General features: G+C 73.8%; 15 protein-coding genes. 8 read left to right on the top strand and 7 right to left on the bottom strand.

Going from position 1 to position 18,320, the window contains the following annotated elements:
• The first annotated feature begins 25 nt into the window (after positions 1–25).
• On the top strand, positions 26–847 hold the full coding sequence (locus tag EJG53_RS15940; protein ID WP_244955159.1) for an ABC transporter substrate-binding protein: 822 nt from the start codon (positions 26–28) through the stop codon (positions 845–847).
• Positions 848–1,030: 183 nt separating this feature from the next.
• Here EJG53_RS15940 and EJG53_RS15935 read toward each other — a convergent pair whose 3' ends face one another.
• Positions 1,031–2,374 carry an ABC transporter substrate-binding protein gene (locus EJG53_RS15935; protein ID WP_125045401.1) on the bottom strand — a complete coding sequence of 448 codons (1,344 nt, stop codon included), beginning with the start codon at positions 2,372–2,374 and terminating at the stop codon, positions 1,031–1,033.
• Positions 2,375–2,554: 180 nt separating this feature from the next.
• Between EJG53_RS15935 and EJG53_RS15930 the strand changes: the two genes are divergently transcribed.
• Both EJG53_RS15930 and purU read left to right on the top strand, forming a co-directional pair.
• Positions 2,555–3,004: an SCO4402 family protein gene (locus tag EJG53_RS15930; protein ID WP_413790168.1), complete on the top strand. Its 450-nt coding sequence runs from the start codon at positions 2,555–2,557 to the stop codon at positions 3,002–3,004.
• A 73-nt stretch (positions 3,005–3,077) separates the two neighbouring features.
• The gene (gene purU, locus EJG53_RS15925) at positions 3,078–3,950 is read left to right on the top strand and encodes a formyltetrahydrofolate deformylase (RefSeq protein WP_031001762.1); all 873 of its coding nucleotides are present in this window, start codon (positions 3,078–3,080) and stop codon (positions 3,948–3,950) included.
• Positions 3,951–3,992: 42 nt separating this feature from the next.
• On the opposite strand, the gene EJG53_RS15920 is transcribed toward purU, so the two are convergent.
• Positions 3,993–5,417 carry a zf-HC2 domain-containing protein gene (locus EJG53_RS15920; protein ID WP_371858689.1) on the bottom strand — a complete coding sequence of 475 codons (1,425 nt, stop codon included), beginning with the start codon at positions 5,415–5,417 and terminating at the stop codon, positions 3,993–3,995.
• Positions 5,414–6,025: a sigma-70 family RNA polymerase sigma factor gene (locus tag EJG53_RS15915; protein WP_031001763.1), complete on the bottom strand. Its 612-nt coding sequence runs from the start codon at positions 6,023–6,025 to the stop codon at positions 5,414–5,416. The genes EJG53_RS15920 and EJG53_RS15915 overlap by 4 nt, the downstream gene beginning before the upstream one ends.
• 397 nt (positions 6,026–6,422) lie before the next feature.
• Here EJG53_RS15915 and EJG53_RS15910 point away from each other — a divergent pair, with 397 nt between their 5' ends.
• Positions 6,423–6,797 (top strand): STAS domain-containing protein, encoded by a 375-nt coding sequence (locus EJG53_RS15910; RefSeq protein ID WP_031001764.1) that lies wholly within the window; start codon positions 6,423–6,425, stop codon positions 6,795–6,797.
• Between the two features lie 151 nt (positions 6,798–6,948).
• Here EJG53_RS15910 and EJG53_RS15905 read toward each other — a convergent pair whose 3' ends face one another.
• Both EJG53_RS15905 and EJG53_RS15900 read right to left on the bottom strand, forming a co-directional pair.
• Complete coding sequence (locus tag EJG53_RS15905; protein ID WP_371858688.1) at positions 6,949–8,139, bottom strand: sensor histidine kinase; 1,191 nt, start codon at positions 8,137–8,139, stop codon at positions 6,949–6,951.
• The gene (locus tag EJG53_RS15900; RefSeq protein WP_125045399.1) at positions 8,136–8,789 is read right to left on the bottom strand and encodes a response regulator; all 654 of its coding nucleotides are present in this window, start codon (positions 8,787–8,789) and stop codon (positions 8,136–8,138) included. The genes EJG53_RS15905 and EJG53_RS15900 overlap by 4 nt, the downstream gene beginning before the upstream one ends.
• 503 nt (positions 8,790–9,292) lie before the next feature.
• Here EJG53_RS15900 and EJG53_RS15895 point away from each other — a divergent pair.
• Positions 9,293–10,426, top strand: coding sequence for a M64 family metallopeptidase (locus tag EJG53_RS15895; protein ID WP_125045398.1), 1,134 nt, complete (start codon positions 9,293–9,295; stop codon positions 10,424–10,426).
• Here the strand turns inward: EJG53_RS15895 and EJG53_RS15890 are convergent.
• Positions 10,368–11,477, bottom strand: coding sequence for a hypothetical protein (locus EJG53_RS15890; RefSeq protein ID WP_125045397.1), 1,110 nt, complete (start codon positions 11,475–11,477; stop codon positions 10,368–10,370). The genes EJG53_RS15895 and EJG53_RS15890 overlap by 59 nt on opposite strands.
• A 330-nt stretch (positions 11,478–11,807) precedes the next feature.
• Between EJG53_RS15890 and EJG53_RS15885 the strand changes: the two genes are divergently transcribed.
• The 3 genes from EJG53_RS15885 (at position 11,808) to EJG53_RS15875 (ending at position 17,230) form a co-directional block, all read left to right on the top strand.
• Positions 11,808–13,418 (top strand): serine/threonine-protein kinase, encoded by a 1,611-nt coding sequence (locus EJG53_RS15885; protein WP_125045396.1) that lies wholly within the window; start codon positions 11,808–11,810, stop codon positions 13,416–13,418.
• A 220-nt stretch (positions 13,419–13,638) separates the two neighbouring features.
• Entirely contained in the window at positions 13,639–15,303 is a 1,665-nt protein-coding gene (locus EJG53_RS15880; protein ID WP_125045395.1) for a succinic semialdehyde dehydrogenase, read from the top strand.
• Positions 15,304–15,370: 67 nt separating this feature from the next.
• Positions 15,371–17,230, top strand: coding sequence for a GMC family oxidoreductase (locus tag EJG53_RS15875; RefSeq protein WP_125045394.1), 1,860 nt, complete (start codon positions 15,371–15,373; stop codon positions 17,228–17,230).
• A gap of 24 nt (positions 17,231–17,254) precedes the next feature.
• Here the strand turns inward: EJG53_RS15875 and EJG53_RS15870 are convergent, their stop codons facing one another.
• Positions 17,255–18,283, bottom strand: a complete 1,029-nt coding sequence (locus tag EJG53_RS15870; RefSeq protein WP_167515115.1) for an LPXTG cell wall anchor domain-containing protein — start codon at positions 18,281–18,283, stop codon at positions 17,255–17,257.
• Positions 18,284–18,320: the final 37 nt, after the last annotated feature.

Here is an 18,320-nt window from a genome sequence, read left to right as displayed (position 1 = left end):
TCCGCACACCCGAGGAGCACCTCCGATGCGTTACCGCCGACCCGCCGCCCTGCTCACCGTCGCCCTGGCCGGCGCCCTGACCCTCGCCGGCTGCGGCGACGGCGACTCCGGCGGCAAGGACGGCGCCGACGCCACGGCGGGCGGCTCCGGCACCCGTACCGTCACCGACGCCAACGGCAAGAAGGTGGAGGTACCCGCCGCCCCGAAGAAGGTGGTCACGCTCAGCGAGCCCACCCTCGACGCCGCCCTCGCCCTCGGCGCCCACCCGATCGGCGCCACCAGCGGCCGCGGCCAGTCCGGCGTGGCGGGCTACCTGGCGCCGAAGGCCGAGGACGCCCAGATCGTCGCCAACACCGCCGAGCCCGACCTCGACAAGATCGCCGCCCTCCGTCCCGACCTGATCCTGCTCGACGAGACGGTGGGCGCCAAGCGCGACCAGGACAAGCTCGGCCGGATCGCGCCCACCGTGCTCACCGCCAAGCTCAACGCCCCCTGGCGGGACGCCTTCACCGCGACCGCCGACGCCCTCGGCAAGAAGGCCGGCGGCCAGAAGTGGCTGGACGCCTTCGACGCGCGCCTGAAGACCGTGAAGGCCGGACTCGGGGCCAACGCCGGGGCCGTCACCAGCGTCGTCCGCTGGCAGAACGGCGCGCCCTCGGTCGTCGGCAAGGGCAAGGGCCACGTCGGCGACACCCTCACCGCGCTCGGCCTGAAGCGGCCCCAGGACCAGCAGGGCGAGAGCTCCGGCCACAGCGAGCCGGTGAGCCTGGAGCGCCTGGAGACCATCGACGGCGACTGGCTGTTCCTCGGCGCGCTCGGCGACCGGGCCGCGGGGAGAAGGGGCTGAAGGAGGCCACGGCCGTACCGAACTTCGGCAAGCTCAAGGCCGTCGAGAAGCACCACGTCGTGGTGATCGACGGTTCGGCGTGGAACAGCTCGGGTGGTCCGCTCGCCGCCGAGGCGGTTCTTACGGACGTCGAGAAGGCCCTCGCCAAGAAGAGCTGAGCGGGTGGCCGTACGGGCGGGGCCCTCAGCCGTCCGCCCGCGGCTTCTCCAGCGTCCCTGCGACGTTCACGAACCCCTCCTTCGCCGCCACCAGTTGCCCGTCCCGTACGGCCTGATAGGTCACCAGCGCGTTCACGGTGCGCGGGAAGTCCTGTACCGCGAGCATGTCCTCGGAGCGCCAGCGCAGCTTGGGCGTCAGCCCGCCCGTGTCCACGGCCTGTGCGCCGCGGTCCAGGGACTGCTGGACGGTGTGGGCCGTGATGTCCTCGACGCCCTCCTTGCCCAGCCGCTCGACGACCGCGCGCAGCACGGTGTAGGCGATCCACGTCGTCTGGACGCCCGGGTCGGCCGGGTCGATGCGGTTGTCGCCGAAGGCGTGGTCGTTGATGACCTTGCGCATCGGGTTCCAGCGCGGGTCGCTCGCGACGGGGTACCAGCCCGTCAGGTACGCGCCCTCCAGCGGCCCGGCCCGGCCGCCCGTACGGTCCACCAGCGCCTGGCCGACACTGCCCAGCACCGAGGCGATCCGGACCTTCGACCCGTCGGGCTGGAGCCGGCGGAAGGAGTCGAAGAACGTGTCGGTGCGCTCGCCGAGGGTGGCCGTCACACAGCCGCCGGCGCCCTTGGCGGCGCCCGCCGCGCCCGTACCGGCGGCGCCCACGCCGTCCAGGGCGCGCCGTGCCGCGTCGGCGTAGTCGGTGCCGTCCTCGGGCGCGCGGACGTCCTTCGCGGCGGCGCGGCTGCCGTCGGCCAGGCCCGCGCTGAGCAGGGCCGGCATCTGGTCGCCCTGGATGGTGTCCGGGCGCACCAGCGACACCCGTTCGCAGACGCTCGCCAACTGGCGTCCGTTGCCCGCCAGCAAGGCCGCCTGGCCGCCGTTGACCGGATACGACAGCGGGCTGGCGAACTCCTCGTCGGAGACGCCGTAACCGCCGAGGTACGGGATGCCGTTGCGCTCCAGGGGCGAGATGAACGAGCGGCCGAACTGGCTGTACGAGCCGACGACCGCGATCGCCTTGGCGTCGACCGCGCGCTGCGCGCAGTGCGCGGCGGCCACCGAGTCGTTGTGCTCGTTGCAGGTGACGACCTTCAGCGGGTGGCCGTCGAGGCCGCCCCGGGAGTTGACCCAGCGGGCGTACGCCTCGGCCATCGCGGGCATGCCCGGCATGTTGGTCGCCTTGGTGTCCACCGGTGCCCACGTCATGACCGTGAGCGGCTCCTTCTCCCCGGAGCCTCCGGGAGCGCCGGGGAGGGAGCCGCAGGCCGAGAGCAGTGACGCCAGGACCGCCGTGCAGGCCGTCGCGGCGGTGGCTGCCGCGAGGGCGCGGGGGAAGGGGCGGGGGGAGGAGGGGCGTCGCCGTCCGGTCATGTGCACGGAGCATTCCGCTTCGCCCGGAACGGGTGAGTGACGCCGGAGTAACGAGTGGTGACAGCGGGGTGAACTCCGGGGGGCCGCCAGTGATCATCGGCGGAGAACGTACGATCGAATACTGTGCAAGGTTCGGAGAAGTCTTCCCGTCGCGGCCGCCGCTCGACCACCATGGGCGCCATGCCGCTGACCGACATGCCGTGGTGGCGCTGGCGCAGCAATGTGCGCTCCGCGCTGCACATGCTTTCCGACCCCGTCTTCCAGCGGGAGACCTGGCTGGCCGGCCTCCCGGGGTACGGGGACGTCACCGACGCCGTCTACCGGCTCGTCGAGGACACCTGGCTGGACAACTGGTCCGCCGAGAAGTACGTCGGCACGATCTTCCGCGACTCCCAGGAGGCGTCCCTGGTCGACGTCGCCGTCCTGCGGGTGCTGCGCATCATGCACCAGGTCGGCCCGGACGCCCCGGTGACCGCCTACCTGGAGCACCACGGCTGGCCGGAGGCGGTACGGGCCGCGCGCGACGCGCACGTACGGATGGCGACGGCGGACGGCGAGGACCCGGACGCGCCGCCGCACTCGCTGGAGGTCCTGGCGATCATGACGCGGGGGCAGGGCGCCCCGGCCTGAGGGCCCGGGTCCCCGGCCCGGCGTCCCGGCCGCGGGACGGACCATGGCCGGGAATGTGCGACCCTATGAGGTCATGAGCGACTCGCAGCCCAGTACCCCCGACCAGTACGTCCTCACCCTCTCCTGCCCGGACAAGCAGGGCATCGTGCACGCGGTGTCCAGCTACCTCTTCATGACCGGTTGCAACATCGAGGACAGCCAGCAGTTCGGGGACCACGACACCGGGCTCTTCTTCATGCGGGTCCACTTCGGCGCGGACGCCACGGTCAGCCTGGAGAAGCTGCGTGCCAGCTTCGCCGCGGTCGGCGACTCCTTCCAGATGGACTGGCAGATCCACCGCGCCGACGAGAAGATGCGCATCGTCCTGATGGTGTCCAAGTTCGGGCACTGCCTCAACGACCTGCTCTTCCGCTCCCGCATCGGCGCCCTGCCGGTCGAGATCGCGGCCGTGGTCTCCAACCACACCGACTTCGCCGAGCTGGTGGGCTCGTACGGCATCCCCTTCCACCACATCCCGGTGACCAAGGACACCAAGGCCGCCGCCGAGGCGCAGCTTCTGGAGCTGGTGCGCGAGGAGAACGTCGAGCTGGTCGTGCTGGCCCGCTACATGCAGGTGCTCTCCGACGACCTGTGCAAGGCGCTCTCCGGGCGGATCATCAACATCCACCACTCCTTCCTGCCGAGCTTCAAGGGCGCCAAGCCCTACCACCAGGCGCACGCGCGCGGCGTGAAGCTCATCGGCGCCACCGCGCACTACGTGACGGCGGACCTCGACGAGGGCCCGATCATCGAGCAGGAGGTCGAGCGCGTCGGCCACGGCGTCACGCCGGACCAGCTCGTGGCGGTCGGCCGGGACGTGGAGTGCCAGGCCCTGGCGCGCGCCGTGAAGTGGCACAGCGAGCGCCGCGTCCTGCTCAACGGCACGCGCACCGTCGTCTTCGCGTAACGAGCAGTCGCTGCCCGTGCCCCCGGCGGGGCACGGGCACGCTCACAGCCGCGAGAGCGACGCCGTGGCGAACAGCACGTCGCGGATCGCCTCCGGCTCGCCGTGCTGCCCGGCGGCCGTCTCCTCCGGAGGCACGTGCCCGGCCGCCAGTTGGCAGAACTCCATGCTGTCCAGCGCGATGTGCGCGACCGTACGGTCCGGCGTGCCGAGGGCGCCCGGCGAGTCCAGGGCTATGTACCAGTGCCCGCCGCCGCTGCCCTCGACCTCCAGGTGCAGCGTACGGCCGGGCGCGCCCGCCTCGACCAGGCACTGCGGCGGCGGTGCCAGCCCGGCCCGGCGCCGGGAGGCCAGCGCGCGGGGCAGCAGCCGCGCCGCCAGGTCGACCATGAGGTGCAGATGCCCGGCGGCCGGGGCCTCGTACGGATAGTCGACCGCCTCGGCGATGTCGCCCGCGTGCACCCAGCACTCGAAGGCGCGGTCCAGGAAGGCGTCGCGCAGCGGCAGCCGGACGTCGCCGCCGTACGGCACGGCCAGTTCGGTGACGCCGTGGCCGGCGAAGGACACCGTCCGGATCAGGGCGTGGCTCTGGTCGCGCCACGGTGCGCGGGTGGCGTGCGGGGCGCGGCCGTCCGCGAGCGCCTGCCAGCAGGCTTCCGTACGGTCGCCGGGCCCGGCCGTCCCGTGCGGGGCGGCGGCGCCCAGCGGGTCGGCGAGGCCGAGCGCGGTGGCGACCAGACCGTCCACGGCCAGCAGATGCCCGATGACCCCGGCCACGGTGGTGCGCCGCTCGGCGGGCCGCTCGTCCTCGAACCAGCGCAGCCGTACCGGAGTCTGCCACTCCGCCTGGCCCATGTCGCTGAGCAGCGCGTCCAGCTTGGCCGTCTCGGCGTCGTAGGGGGCCGCCCACTCCGGAACGGGGATACGGGCCGGACGCCGGCCCAGGCAGCCCTCCAGCACCCGCGAGCGCAGCAGCGGGTCCAGGTCCAGCGGGTCGGCCGGATGCAGCAGGCCGACCGCGTCCCGCAGGCGCAGTGCCTCGTCCGCGCAGGGCGCGCAGTCCGTGAGGTGGTCCTCCACGGCGGCCGTCTCCTCGGGGGAGCAGGCGGCCAGGGCCCACGCGCCGAGCAGGGACTTCAGGACCCGGTGCGGGGGTGGTGCGGGTGCGGATGGGGGAGCGGGTGCGGACGTGGGGGCGGCCGGTGGTTCCGGTTCCGGTAGGCCCGGCGCGTACGGTTCCGCCGACGGCGGGAGCGCGTCGGGCAGTGTCCCGTTGTCCTCGGCCGCGGTGCGTGGGGACGGTATACGGGGCCGGCCGCCGGAGCGGGACGCGTCACCGGTGCCGGGGCCTTGCGGGGCGCCCGGATCGTACGGATCGTGCGGGGCGTGCGGGCCGTCCGGGCCGTGCGAGTCCTCCGGGCCGTGCCGGTCGTCCGGGTCGTGCCGGTCCCACTCCTCCGGGCCGTTCACAGTTGCCGTCCGGGTCCGGGGCCGCCCGGTGGGGACTCCGCCGGCCGGGCGGGCGGCAGGGCCTGGTGGTTGTGCGCGGTGGACAGCAGTTGCAGGCCCAGCCGCAGCCGTCGCCGGGCCTCGTCCTCGGTGACGCCGAGGTCGGCGGCGGTCTGGCGGTAGTCGCGGCGCTGGAAGTAGGCCAGTTCCAGGGCGGCGCGCAGCGGGGCGGGCATGGACGTGACGATGTAGTCGGCGCGGGCGGCGGTGGAGGCGGCGCGGATCTGGCGCTCCAGTTCGGCGGGCTCGGGGGCGTCCTGGCCGCGGTCCCGGGCCGAGGCGGCCTCGGTCTGCCGCAGGCGGTGCACGGACTGGCGGTGGGCGAGCTGGGCCACCCAGGAGCGCAGCGAGCCCTGTTTGGGGTCGTAGGAGTCGGGGTTCTCCCAGATGTAGCCGAAGACTTCGCGGGTGATGCGGTCGGCGGCGGTCTCGTTGCCGAGGACCCGGCGGGCAAGGCTGTGCACAAGCGAAGCGAACCGGTCGTAGAGCTCACCGAGCGCGGCCGCCTCGCCGCGCGCCAGCCGCTGCTGCATCCGCCTGTCCCAGCGCGGTGGTGCGTCATGTCCCATCCGGCCCCCCTCCCTCGCCGCCGCCGTACCCCGCACTCCACCGTGCCATCGAATGTAGTGGGCCGGTCCGACATTGATGCCCCTTTGCGGCAAACCCGCCCTGCCGGTGGCCCACGGATGGTATGGAGACGGTCACTTTTGGTGGTAATGCCCGCTCACGGTGGATCGAAGCGCAACCGTTCGCGTCCGTATCTGCCGATGTGTTATCCGTGTGTGACCGGTTCCCGGGGGAAAGTTCCCCGCTCACTGGGCATAGCCTTGGAGAGGAACGGCCCGTTGCACACAGAATTCTGAAGAGTTTCAGGGGAGAACGGCCGGGCAGTCGAGGCGGGAAGGGCGCATTCCGGTGGATACCGGGGAGTGTCCCGTCCGCAAGCGAGCGAAAGGCTTCGAGCGCGTGTCGTTGAAGGTGGCAGAAGGCGAGCAGGGCCGCTGGGCCGTATTGCAGGTCTCCGGTGAGATGGACCTGGTCACGTCGCCGACGGTGCGCCAGCACGTGCACGACGCGGTCGCGGAGGGCCGCCGCAGTGTGGTGCTCGACCTCTCCGAGGTCCAGTTCTGCGACTCCAGCGGCGTCGGCGTGCTGATCGCCGCCCGCCGGCTGATGCGGTCCTGTCAGGGGCGGCTGCGGCTGATCCTGCCCGCGCAGGGCGCGGTGGACGGCTCGCACGTCAACCGGGTGCTCGCGGCGCTCGGCGTGCGCCGTCTCTTCGAGGTCTACCCGGACCTGAGCACGGCCGTCGACGAAGCGGCCGCCCCGCTGTCCGCGTAGCTCCGCCCGGGCGGATTCCGCGGGCGATGAGTCCCGGCAACCTGTGACCGCGCAGAGTTACGCATGAATCACCTGAAGTGATGGAATGCCGGACCGGTATCCGCCTTTCCCCTCCTGATCAATTCGACTCGCCATAAACCTGGCGAAATCCTCACCCCGCGCCCCGGGGGAATTCCGCCCGTACGAGAAATCCCCCGTCCGCCGTGTGCCCGGCCTCCAGCAGTCCGCCCAGGCTCTGGGCGCGCTCGCGCAGGCCGACCAGGCCGTGGCCGCCGCCCGGCAGCGCCGGGGCCGGCGCGGAGGCGTCCGGCGGCCCGTTGCGCACCTCCACCCGCAGCCCGCGCGGGGCCGCCGGCTGCGCCCCCTCGGCGCCCCGCTCCGCCTCCACCGCCGCGACCCGCACCCGTACCCGCGCGCCCGGCGCGTGCTTGCGTACGTTGGTCAGCGCTTCCTGGACGGTCCGGAAGGCGGCCCGTTCCACGGCCTTGGCCCCGGCCGCCCCGTCCGGCACCTCGTGCTCGTACACGACGTCCAGGGCGCTCATCTCGATCAGCCGCGGCAGTTCGGCCAGGTCCGGCTGCGGTGCCAGGTCCCGCGTGTCCGCGCTGCCGCCGCCGGCCGCCCGCAGGATGCCGACCATGTGCCGCAGCTCCTCCAGCGTCCGTACGGACAGCTCGCGGATCGTACGGGCCGACTCCCGCGCGGCGTCCTCCCCGGTGCTCACCTGCACCGCCCCGGCCTGCAGGCTGATCAGGCTGACCTGGTGCGCGACCACGTCGTGCATCTCGCGGGCCAGCCGCGCCCGCTCGGTGGCCAGCACCCGGTCCGCGATCAGCCGGTCCTCGCGGCGCAGGCTGCGGGTCAGGTCGTCGACCCGGGCGGCCAGTTCGCGGCGGGTGCGCACCAGCAGGCCCAGCGCGATGGGCGCGGCCGAGGTCACCGTCGCGTCGATCAGCACCTGCGCGTTCTCGCGGTACGCGCCCGGGTCCAGGTCGGAGAGCGGGTACGGGAGGAAGTGCGCGGCGACCAGCAGGACGGCGCAGCCGCCGAGCCGGACGCGGCCGGGGCGGAGCGCGGCGAGGGTGTAGAGGGCGACCATCGGCGCGAACCAGATGTAGCCGATGTACAGGCCGGGGAGGGTGACGAGGAAGACGGCGAGCGGCAGCCGGCGCCGCAGCAGCAGCGCGGCGGCGGCGACCAGCGAGACGCCCAACTCCAGGCCCAGGTCCAGACCGTTGACCAGGAAGGCGTCCACCATGGACAGCAGCACCGGCACGGCCAGGGGTACGGCCAGGCGCGCGGCCCGGCGTATGCCGTCGGGGAGGCCGCCGCGCGCGGTCACCGGGGGCCGCCCGCGACGAGGCCCGCGCGGTCGGCGAGGATCGCCGCCTGGACGCGGTTGAGCCCGCCCAGCTTGCCCAGCAGCGCCCGTACGTGGTCCTTGACGGTGCTCGGCGCCAGGCCCATCCGCTCCGCGATCTGCGCGTTGCCCAGGCCCTCGCCGAGCAGGGCCAGCACCTCGGACTCCCGGGGCGTCAGCGCCTGTACGGCGCGGACCGCGGCGGCCTGGTCCTCGGCGGTGAGGAAGCCGCCGATCACGGCGCGGGTGACGCCCGGGTCGAGCACGCTGCCGCCCTCGGCCAGGGTCCGTACGGCCCGCACGAGTTGTTCCGGGTCGGAGTCCTTGAGCAGGAAGCCGGCCGCGCCTTCGCGCAGCGCCGCGGTCAGGTACTCCTGCGCGTCGAAGGTCGTCAGCATGGCCACGGCGGGCGGTCCGGGCGCGGCGCGCAGGCCGCGCAGGACGGTCAGCCCGTCCACGTCCGGCATCCGGATGTCGAGCAGGACGACGTCCGCCGCGCTGTCCAGCACGGTGTCCACGGCCTCGGCGCCGCCGCAGTCCGCGACCGTCTCGATGTCCGGGGCGGTGCCCAGGATCATCCGCAGCCCGGATCTGACCAGCCGCTCGTCGTCCACCACCGCGACACGGATCACCGGCCGCCCCTCTCTGCATCGCGTCCATGGGCCTGCCCGCCGCACGCCGTGGCCACCCCCGCCGGACGGCGGGGGTCGGTGCACGACCTGCGGAGGATGCCGTGAGGTGGCGCCCGCGGGCAGAGTGCCTTTCATGCTGCACCACCGAGGAGGCCACGAGCCGCCGAGGCGGTGCAGCTCACAGTGACGGCCGCCGCGACCCCCACACGTGGCGGCCGTCGCCGTTGAGCTCCCGGAGGCCCCGTTCCGTACCCGCGGCCGGCCCGGCGCCGCTCACTTCCGTACCCGTGACCGGCCCGGCACCGCTCACCTCCGTCCCCGCGACCGACCCCGCGCCGCTCACCTCCGGACAACTTCCGCCCCGCCCGTTGCCTCCCGCCACGGCCGCCTCTAGGTTGGCCGCGATCCGCCGTACGCCCGCCTGTTGGGCGCCGCGCGGGCCACCACCCCCTCGGAGCACGGCCCCCCGGGGCACGGCTCGGCATCGCTTCGGAGGCTTCCTCGTGCACAGACCCCGGCGTACCCCCACACCGCCCGGCACCTCCATACGCACGCGCATACGGACCCGGGCGGCCACCCGCCGCCGTACGGGCGTCCGCGTGGCCGCCGCCGCGGCCGGCCTCGCGCTCGTCGGCGGCATGGCGGCCACCGCCCCCACCGCCTCGGCTTCCCCCGCCACCGCCTCGGCGCCCCCGCCCGCGGCCGCCCGCACCCAGCAGGTCGAGTACTTCACCCCGGACGGGCACCCCCGCCACACCACCGTCCCGGTCGCCACGCCCAAGAGCCTGGTGAGCGCCCACCGCGCGCGCTCCGCCGCCGAACTGGCCGCCGACGGCGACGTGACCTCGGTCATCCGCAACGGCCCCACCGACAAGAAGGTCGACGTCGTCATCATCGGCGACGGCTACACGCTCGCCCAGCAGAAGGACTTCCACGCCGACGCGAAGGCCAAGTGGGCGCAGATCGCCGCCGTCGAGCCGTACGCCTCGAACCGCTCGCTGTTCAACGTCTGGACCGTGGACGCCGTCTCCAACCAGTCCGGCGTCTCCGGCGACCCGTCCAAGGGAGTGGTCAAGGACACCGCGCTGGACACCCGCTTCTGGTGCGACGACATCGAGCGCCTGCTGTGCGTGGACACGGGCAAGGTCGAGTCGTACGCCTCCAAGGCCCCGGACGCCGACCTCGTGCTCGTCCTCGGGAACTCCGCCAAGTACGGCGGCGCGGGCTACAACGGCATCACCTCGTCCGTCGGGTACGACGGCATCGCCACCGCCTCCTCCGACCACCGCGACTCCGCGCAGGTGGCGGTCCACGAGACGGGCCACTCCCTCGGGAAGCTGGCCGACGAGTACGTGTACGACACCAATGGCACGTACAGCGGCCCGGAGCCGGCCGCGCCCAACGTCACCAAGATGAGCGTCGCGGAGATGAAGGCCAAGAAGGCCAAGTGGTACCGCTACCTCGGCCAGAATTCGCCGGACGGCGGCCAGGTCGGCGCCTTCGAGGGCGGCGGCTACTACCCGCGCGGCCTCAACCGGCCCACCGAGAACTCGATCATGCGGACCCTGGGCCGGGAGTTCAACCTGCCCGGCCGTCAGGCGATGATCGACGGCTTCCACCGCCATACGGGCCGCTGACCCGGGACTCGTACGCACCGTAGGCACTGAACGAGCGGCCGGTCGCCAGGACCACCACCGAGGTCGTGGCGGCCAGTTCGTACGCCGTGATCACCAGCGACGCCGCGCTCTCGCCCGTGACGAACGGGCCGCCGAAGAACCCGGTGACGGTCAGCAGGACCACCGTCCGCACGGTCAGGTACAGCTCGACCGCGGCGAACACCAGGAGCGCGCCGCGCACGTCCCGGTTGCTGCGGACGGCCAGCACACCGAGCACCAGCAGGACGGCGACCGACGAGAGCGTGGTGAACTCGCCGGACTGGGCGAGCTGGACGACGCCGCCGGTCGCGGAGCCGTCCACCGCCCGGCGCAGATAGGTGCCCAGGCCGATGTGCTCCTCGGCCGTGCCCCACGCCGTCCAGACGAGCCGGGTCGCGCCCATGACGAGGAAGAGCACCCCGCAGATACGGGAGAGCCGGCGCCGCCACCAGGAGTCGGTGTCCGCGCACGACCGTTTTGTCACTCCTGTCCGGATGTCGCCCGCCCCGCCGTCCGCGGCGGCCCCGGCCGCTCCCGCGCGTTCGGTGGCCCGGAGCAGCGACACGATCACGATCAGGGCGACGGGCAGCCCCAGGGCCCGCGTCGCCAGCACCCAGCCGCCGAGCGGCTCCACGGCGTACAACTGCCGGTACCCGGCGTGGCACAGGCCGACGATCTCGCGCGCGGACTGGGCGAGGATCACCCAGCCCAGCAGCAGCGCACCCGTACGCGCCACCCGCCGCAGGGCCAGCGCGCCCGCCGCGACCGCCAGCAGCGCGACGACCAGGGCCCATTCGCCGGGCCCGAGCGTCCACATGAAGAAGGAGGCGCGCGGGTTGAAGAGCCCCTCGAAGAAGTCCCACACACTGCCGTCGCCCTGGACGATGCCGTACACCGTCCACGCGGTCAGCGCGCCGCCGTAGACCGCGAGGGCGGCCCCCGCCGTGCGGTACGCGCGCTCGTGCCCGGCCGCCGCCCGCCCGGGGTCGGCACCGGGCCGGACGTCCACCGCACCGCCGTCCTGCATCACCATGTCCGACCCCCGATCCGCCGCGCCGTGCTCAGAGCCCGGGTGCTGCCGACTGCCTGCTTGTCGCTGGCCTGTTGCCACTGCCGTGTGCTGCTGCCGCCTCACTGTGTCAAGGACGGCGGCAGAGGCGGCGGAGGTTCCCCCGCGTGTGTCGTGCGGCACTGCTGTACGCGGGGTCACCGCGCCCCGCCGCACACCGTCCGGCCAGGCTTCCCACTCCCTGCCCGCGGGCGCGCGCCGCAATCGTGCACAACCGACCCGTGCGCCTCTCGTCCACCCCGTGTCCCCGCGACATCCACCGCCGGCGCCCGGCCGTTGGGGCAAGATGACCCCATGGGGAGCTTGCGGGGCGAGGGCCGGCTCATCGCCGGCCGCTACCGCCTGGGCGAACGGCTCGGCCGCGGCGGCATGGGAACGGTCTGGCGCGCCACCGACGAGATGCTGCGCCGCCAGGTCGCGGTCAAGGAACTGCACCTGGACGACGGCCCGGCCGGCGCGGAGCGGGCGCGCGCCATGCGCGAGGCCCGGTCCGTCGCGCGGATCAAGCACCCGAACGTGATCGTCGTGCACGACGTCGTCGAACAGGACGCGCGCCCGTGGATCGTCATGGAGCTGGTCGACGGCGCCTCCCTCGACGACCGGCTGACCGGCGGTGGCCCGCTGGCGCCCCGCGAGGTGGCGCGGATCGGACTGGCCCTGCTCGGCGCGCTGCGCGTGGCGCACGCGCGCGGCGTCCTGCACCGCGACATCAAGCCCGCCAACGTCCTGCTGGAGGAGGGCACCGGACGGGTCGTGCTCACCGACTTCGGCGTCGCCCAGCTCCCCGGCAGCCCGACGCTGACCGAGGCCGGCGGTTTCGTCGGCTCGCCCGAGTACACCGCGCCCGAACGGATGGCCGGCCGGCACGCCGGGCCGGCGGCGGACCTGTGGTCGGTCGGCGCGCTGCTGTGCGCGGCGCTCAGCGGGCAGTCGCCGTTCCACCGCGACTCGCTGGGCGGCGTGCTGAGCGCGGTCCAGCACGAGGAGCTCGAACTGCCCGAACCGGCCCGCCCCCTCCTGGCCGTGGTCCGCGGCCTGCTGGAACGCGATCCGGAGCGGCGGCTGGACATCCCGGGCACCGAACGGCTGTTGCGCGGCTACCTCCAGTCGGGCCGCGCCCCGGAGACACCCCCGCCCGCGGCCCCCGAGCGCCCGGCACCCGCGCCGGAGCCGGGCCGTACGCACGGTGTCCCGATACCGGATGCCCTGGCGGACCGCGCGCTGGCCGCCGCGGCCCGCCCGCACACCGGGCGCGCGCGCACAGTGATCCTGGCGGGCCTGGCGGTGTGTGTGCTGGCGGGGGCGGGGGTGGGCCTCGCAGCGCTGTTCCTTCGGGACGGGTCCGGGGACGCGGACGGCAAGGGCGGCGGCCACCGGGCCACGCAGTCACCGTCGCTTCCACCGTCGCAGGAACGTTCGGGCACCCCCGGTACGGCCGCCCCCGCCCCACCGGGTTACGTCATGGTGCGCGACCCGCTCGGCTTCGCCCTCGCCGTCCCCGAAGGCTTCACCCGCTCGTACGAGAAACCCCGCGTCTTCTACTCCTCCGAGGGCAAGCGCTACCGCCTCGGCATCCGCCTCCGGGAACCGGCCCCCACCGACCCGCTCGACACCCTGCGCCGCGCGCACGCGAAAGCCCCGGACGAGTACCCCGGCTACCGCGACGGCTCGGTCACGCGCGCCACACACCGCGGCCTCCCCGCCGCCCGCTGGGAGTTCACCTGGGACGGCGGCCCGGAGGACGGCGGCCCCCGGCACACGTTCGACCTCCTCTGGGAGGAGGGCGGACGGACGTACGACGTGTGGGTTTCGGCCCCGCTCGCCGAACGCGACCGGGCGAAACGCCACTTCACGGTCGCCCTGCGCACGTTCCACGCGGTGGGGACCGGCTTCCCGGCAGGGTGACGGGAAGCACGATGTGGGGAGCATCTTCGCCACACCACCCACGCACCGCTCAGGCGTCGCCCGCGCGCCCCCGGGGGAACCGCCCGCGCACCACCCCCACCCACAACCCCCCAGCACAGCGCCCTTGTAGCCAGTGAACGCTGGCGCGATTGTGCCCACCGCGTGAAAACTCGTTACCGGTGGGTACCCAAAGCGTCCGGCGCGTCATACGCTCGCCCGCATGACGGACTCGCAGGACACCGGAACCCGCACCTCCGCACCCGCCGGCGCCGCGCCCGCCGCCGACCGGGACGCCCCCGCCGGCGGCAACCCCGTCGCCCGCGCCGCCGCCGGCACCCGTACCGCCGCCGACGTGGTCACCCCGCACCTGGTCACCCGCCTCACCCGCGGCGTGACCGGCAGCGGCCGGACCGCCAGTCACACGCCGTACACCGGTGAGAAGCTGGCGGACCTGCCCGAGTCCACGCCCGAGGACGTCGCCTCCGCCTTCGAGCGGGCCCGCGCCGCCCAGCGCGCCTGGGCCGAGGTCCCCGTACGGCAGCGCGCCGCCGTCCTGCTGCGCTTCCACGACCTCGTACTGCGCCGCCAGGCCGAGGTGCTGGACCTGATCCAGTTGGAGACCGGCAAGGCCCGGCTGCACGCCCACGAGGAGATCCAGGCCGTCGCCGTCGCGGCCCGGCACTACGGGCGCAAGGCACCCGCGTACCTGCGCCCCCGGAGCCACACCGGCGTCGTACCGACCCTCACCAAGGTCACCGAACTGCGGCAGCCGCGCGGCGTCGTGGGGCAGATCGCGCCCTGGAACTACCCCTTCGAGCTGTCCGTCGGTGACGCGCTGCCCGCCTTCGCCGCCGGCAACGCCGTCGTCATGAAGCCCGACACGGAGACCGCGCTGACCGCCCTGTGGGCCCGTGAGCAGCTCATCGAGGCCGGGCTGCCCCCGGAGGTCTGGCAGGTCGTGCTCGGCGACGGGCCGGTCGTCGGCCCCGAGGTCGTCAAGCACGCCGACTACGTCTCCTTCACCGGCTCCACCCGCACCGGCCGCGAGGTCGCCCAGGGCGCCGCCGCCCGCCTGGTCGGCGTCTCCCTCGAACTCGGCGGCAAGAACGCCATGCTGGTGCTGGACGACGCCGACGTGGACAAGGCCGCCGCGGGCGCCGTACGCGGCTGCTTCTCCTCGGCGGGCCAGCTCTGCGTCTCCATAGAGCGGCTGTACGTCCACGCGTCCATAGCCGACACCTTCGTGGAGCGCTTCGCCGCGCGCACGAAGGCGATGCGCCTGGGCAACGCCCTCGCCTACGGCGCCGACATGGGCTCATTGGCCGGCGAACGCCAGTTGGAGACCGTCACCCGGCACGTGGACGAGGCCGTCGCCAAGGGCGCCACCCTGGTCGCCGGCGGCCGCGCCCGCCCGGACATCGGCCCGCTGTTCTACGAGCCCACCATCCTCGACGGCGTCGAGTCCCCGATGGCCGTGTGCGAGGAGGAGACCTTCGGGCCGGTCGTCTCGGTCTACCGGTTCCACGACGTGGACGAGGCGGTGGCCCGCGCCAACGCCACGCCGTACGGCCTGAACTCCAGCGTCTGGACCAGGGACGGCCGCCGCGGCCGGGCCGTCGCCGCCCGGCTGCGTACCGGCACCGTCAACGTCAACGAGGCGTACGCCGCGGGCTACGGCAGCGTCCAGTCCCCGATGGGCGGCATGGGCGACTCCGGCCTCGGCCGCCGCCACGGCTCCGAGGGCATCCTGAAGTACACCGAGGCGCAGACCGTCGCCCACCAGCGCCTGATGCCGCTCGCCCCGTCGTTCGGCATGGACGACGAGAAGTACGCGGCGTTCATGAACCGCAGCCTGCGCGCGATGAAGGCGCTCCGCCTCCGCTGAGAACACCCCGCCGATCACGCCTCCGCCGAGCCACGGGCCGACGGCCCGCCGAGAACAGGGAGTGCCAGTGCCCCAGCACCACCATGCCCCAGACCGGCCCGGACCGGCCGAGGACGGGCACGACCACGACGCGGACGGCTACGACTACGACGTCCTCGTCATCGGCTCGGGCTTCGGCGGCTCCGTCTCCGCGCTCCGCCTGACCGAGAAGGGCTACCGCGTCGGCGTCCTGGAGGCCGGGCGCCGCTTCACCCGCGCCACGCTGCCCAAGAACTCCTGGGACCTGAAGAACTACCTGTGGGCGCCCGCCCTCGGCTGCTACGGCATCCAGCGCGTGCACCTGCTCGGCAACGTCATGGTCCTGGCGGGCGCCGGGGTCGGCGGCGGCTCGCTGAACTACGCCAACACCCTCTACGTACCGCCGAAACAGTTCTTCGACGACCAGCAGTGGGGGCACATCACCGACTGGCAGGACGAGCTGAAGCCGTACTACGACCAGGCCCAGCGGATGCTCGGCGTCCGCCTCAACCCGACCATGACCCCCTCGGACGTCCACCTCAAGGCCACCGCCGAGAAGATGGGCGTCGGCGACTCCTTCCACATGGCGCCGGTCGGCGTCTTCTTCGGCGACGGCAAGGACAGCGACGGCACGGCGAAGACCACCCCCGGTACCGAGGTCCCCGACCCGTACTTCGGCGGCGCGGGCCCGGCCCGCACCGCGTGCACCGAATGCGGCGAGTGCATGACCGGCTGCCGGCACGGCGCCAAGAACACCCTCAACGAGAACTACCTCCACCTCGCCGAGAAGGCCGGCGCCGTCATCCACCCCATGACGTCCGTGGTCACCGTCACCGAGGACTCGCGCGGCGGCTACGCCGTCGGCACGCTGCCCACCGACGACAAGCGCAAGGGCAGGGGCCGCACGTTCACCGCCCGCCGGGTGGTCGTCGCGGCGGGCACGTACGGTACGCAGACGCTCCTGCACCGGATGAAGGACAGCGGCCTGCTGCCCCGGATCTCCGGCCGGCTCGGCGAGCTGACCCGCACCAACTCCGAGGCCCTGGTCGGCGCGCAGACCGACGACCGCCGCTACCGCAAGGCGCACGGCGCGCCGAAGGCCGACTTCACCCGAGGCGTCGCGATCACCTCGTCCATCCACCCGAACGACAGCACCCACATCGAGCCGGTCCGTTACGGCAAGGGCTCCAACGCGATGGGCAGCCTGTCCGTCCTCCAGGTGCCGATCGCCACCCGCACGCCCCGCGTCCTGGCCTGGGCGGCCAACTGCGCACGCCATCCGCTCCTGCTGCTGCGCTCGCTGTCCAACCGCCGCTGGTCCGAGCGGACCATCATCGGCCTGGTCATGCAGTCCCTGGACAACTCGCTGACCACGTACCGCAAGCCGGGCGGCCTCGGCAAAGGGCTGCTCACCGCCCGCCAGGGCCACGGCGCGCCCAACCCGCAGCAGATCCCCGAGGCCACCGAGGCGGCCACCCTGCTCGCCCAGGAGATCAACGGCTTCGCGGGCAGCAACGTCGGCGAGCTGATGGGCACCCCGCTGACCGCGCACTTCCTGGGCGGCTGCCCGATCGGCGAGGACGCGGACCACGGCGTGATCGACCCGTACCACCGGCTGTACGGGTACCCCGGCATCTCGGTGGTCGACGGCTCGGCGGTCTCCGCCAACCTCGGCGTCAACCCGTCGCTGACCATCACCGCCCAGGCCGAACGCGCCATGTCCTTCTGGCCGAACAAGGGCGAGACGGACCCCCGCCCCGCGCCGGGCCGCGCCTACCAGCGGCTGTCCGCGGTGGCGCCGCACCGCCCGGCCGTGCCGGAGAAGGCGTTCGCCGCGCTGCGGCTGCCGCTGCTGCCCGTCCCGGAGGTCCCGCCGAAGCCGCAGGTCACGGCCCCGGCGGAGAGCTGACCCGCGCCTGACACGGGCCCCGGCTCAGGCCGCGTCGGCGCCCCGGCGGCGGCGTACGGTGAACACCGCACCCGCACCGAGGGCGACCGCCGCCGCTCCCGACAGCGCGAGGACCGGGAGCCCGGAGGACGCGCCGGTCTCGGCCAGCTTGCCGGTGACCGGCAGTTCGGCCTGCTGCTTCGAGCCGCCCTGCGGCGCCGGGTGGTTGGGGCGCGTGCCGGGCCGCCCCTTGGAGTCCGGTACGTGGCCCGGCTTGGTGGTGCCGGCGGGCAGAATGTCGAACGGGTAGTCCGCGGCGTCCGAGGAGCCGCACTTCAGGTCCGCGTTCAGGTACCAGCCGACGCTGACCGCGCCGCCGTAGCTGGCGGGCGTCTTGGCATCCGCCTTCAGCCGCAGCTTGGCCTCCGCGTACTCCCCGGGCTTCAGGCCGTCGGCGCCGGCGACCGAGGCGAAGTAGCCGTCGCCCTCCTCGGAGCCCGCGACCGGCTTCCACCGGCCCGTCGCCGCGTCGAACCATTCGAGCGTCAGGTGCCCGGACACGTCGTCGGAGGTCTTGTTGTCCAGGGCGAAGACCTGCGCGGACGCCTCCACGGACAGGACGTGCCCGGTGGAGATGTTGGTGGCGCGGTAGGTGAAGTCCACCCACCCGGCCCCCGCGACGATCTTGCTGGGCAGGCCGCGGAGCTCGGCCTTGACCGACCGCTCGCTCGACCAGTCCTTGCACTCCGGGGTCGCGGACGGGGAGGTGGCCGACGGGTCCGGCTCCGCGTGCTTGCCGGCGACCGTCACCTTGGGCGGAGCCGGCGCGGCGGTCTTCGCGCCGTCCCCGCTCTGCGGCGGCTTGCCGCTCTCACCGGGGGCGGGGGAGCCGGAGGTCCCGGACGCGCTGGGCGTCGGCGTCGCGGTCGGTGTGCTGGTGGCGGTGGTGGACGCGGTGGCCGTCGGGGCCTGCTCGGGCGTCTCGGTGGCGTACGCGGCGGGAGCCGCCAGCAGGGCGGCGGGGGCTATGGCGGCCGTCGCGGCGACGGCGGCCAGGGCGCGGCGGAGCTGCATCGTGAAGACCTCTCGGAGCCGAAGTGCCGTGAGTACG

It is taken from the genome of Streptomyces chrestomyceticus JCM 4735, assembly GCF_003865135.1.
Lineage (GTDB): Bacteria > Actinomycetota > Actinomycetes > Streptomycetales > Streptomycetaceae > Streptomyces > Streptomyces chrestomyceticus.
This window is presented reverse-complemented; position numbering and strand designations above follow the sequence as displayed.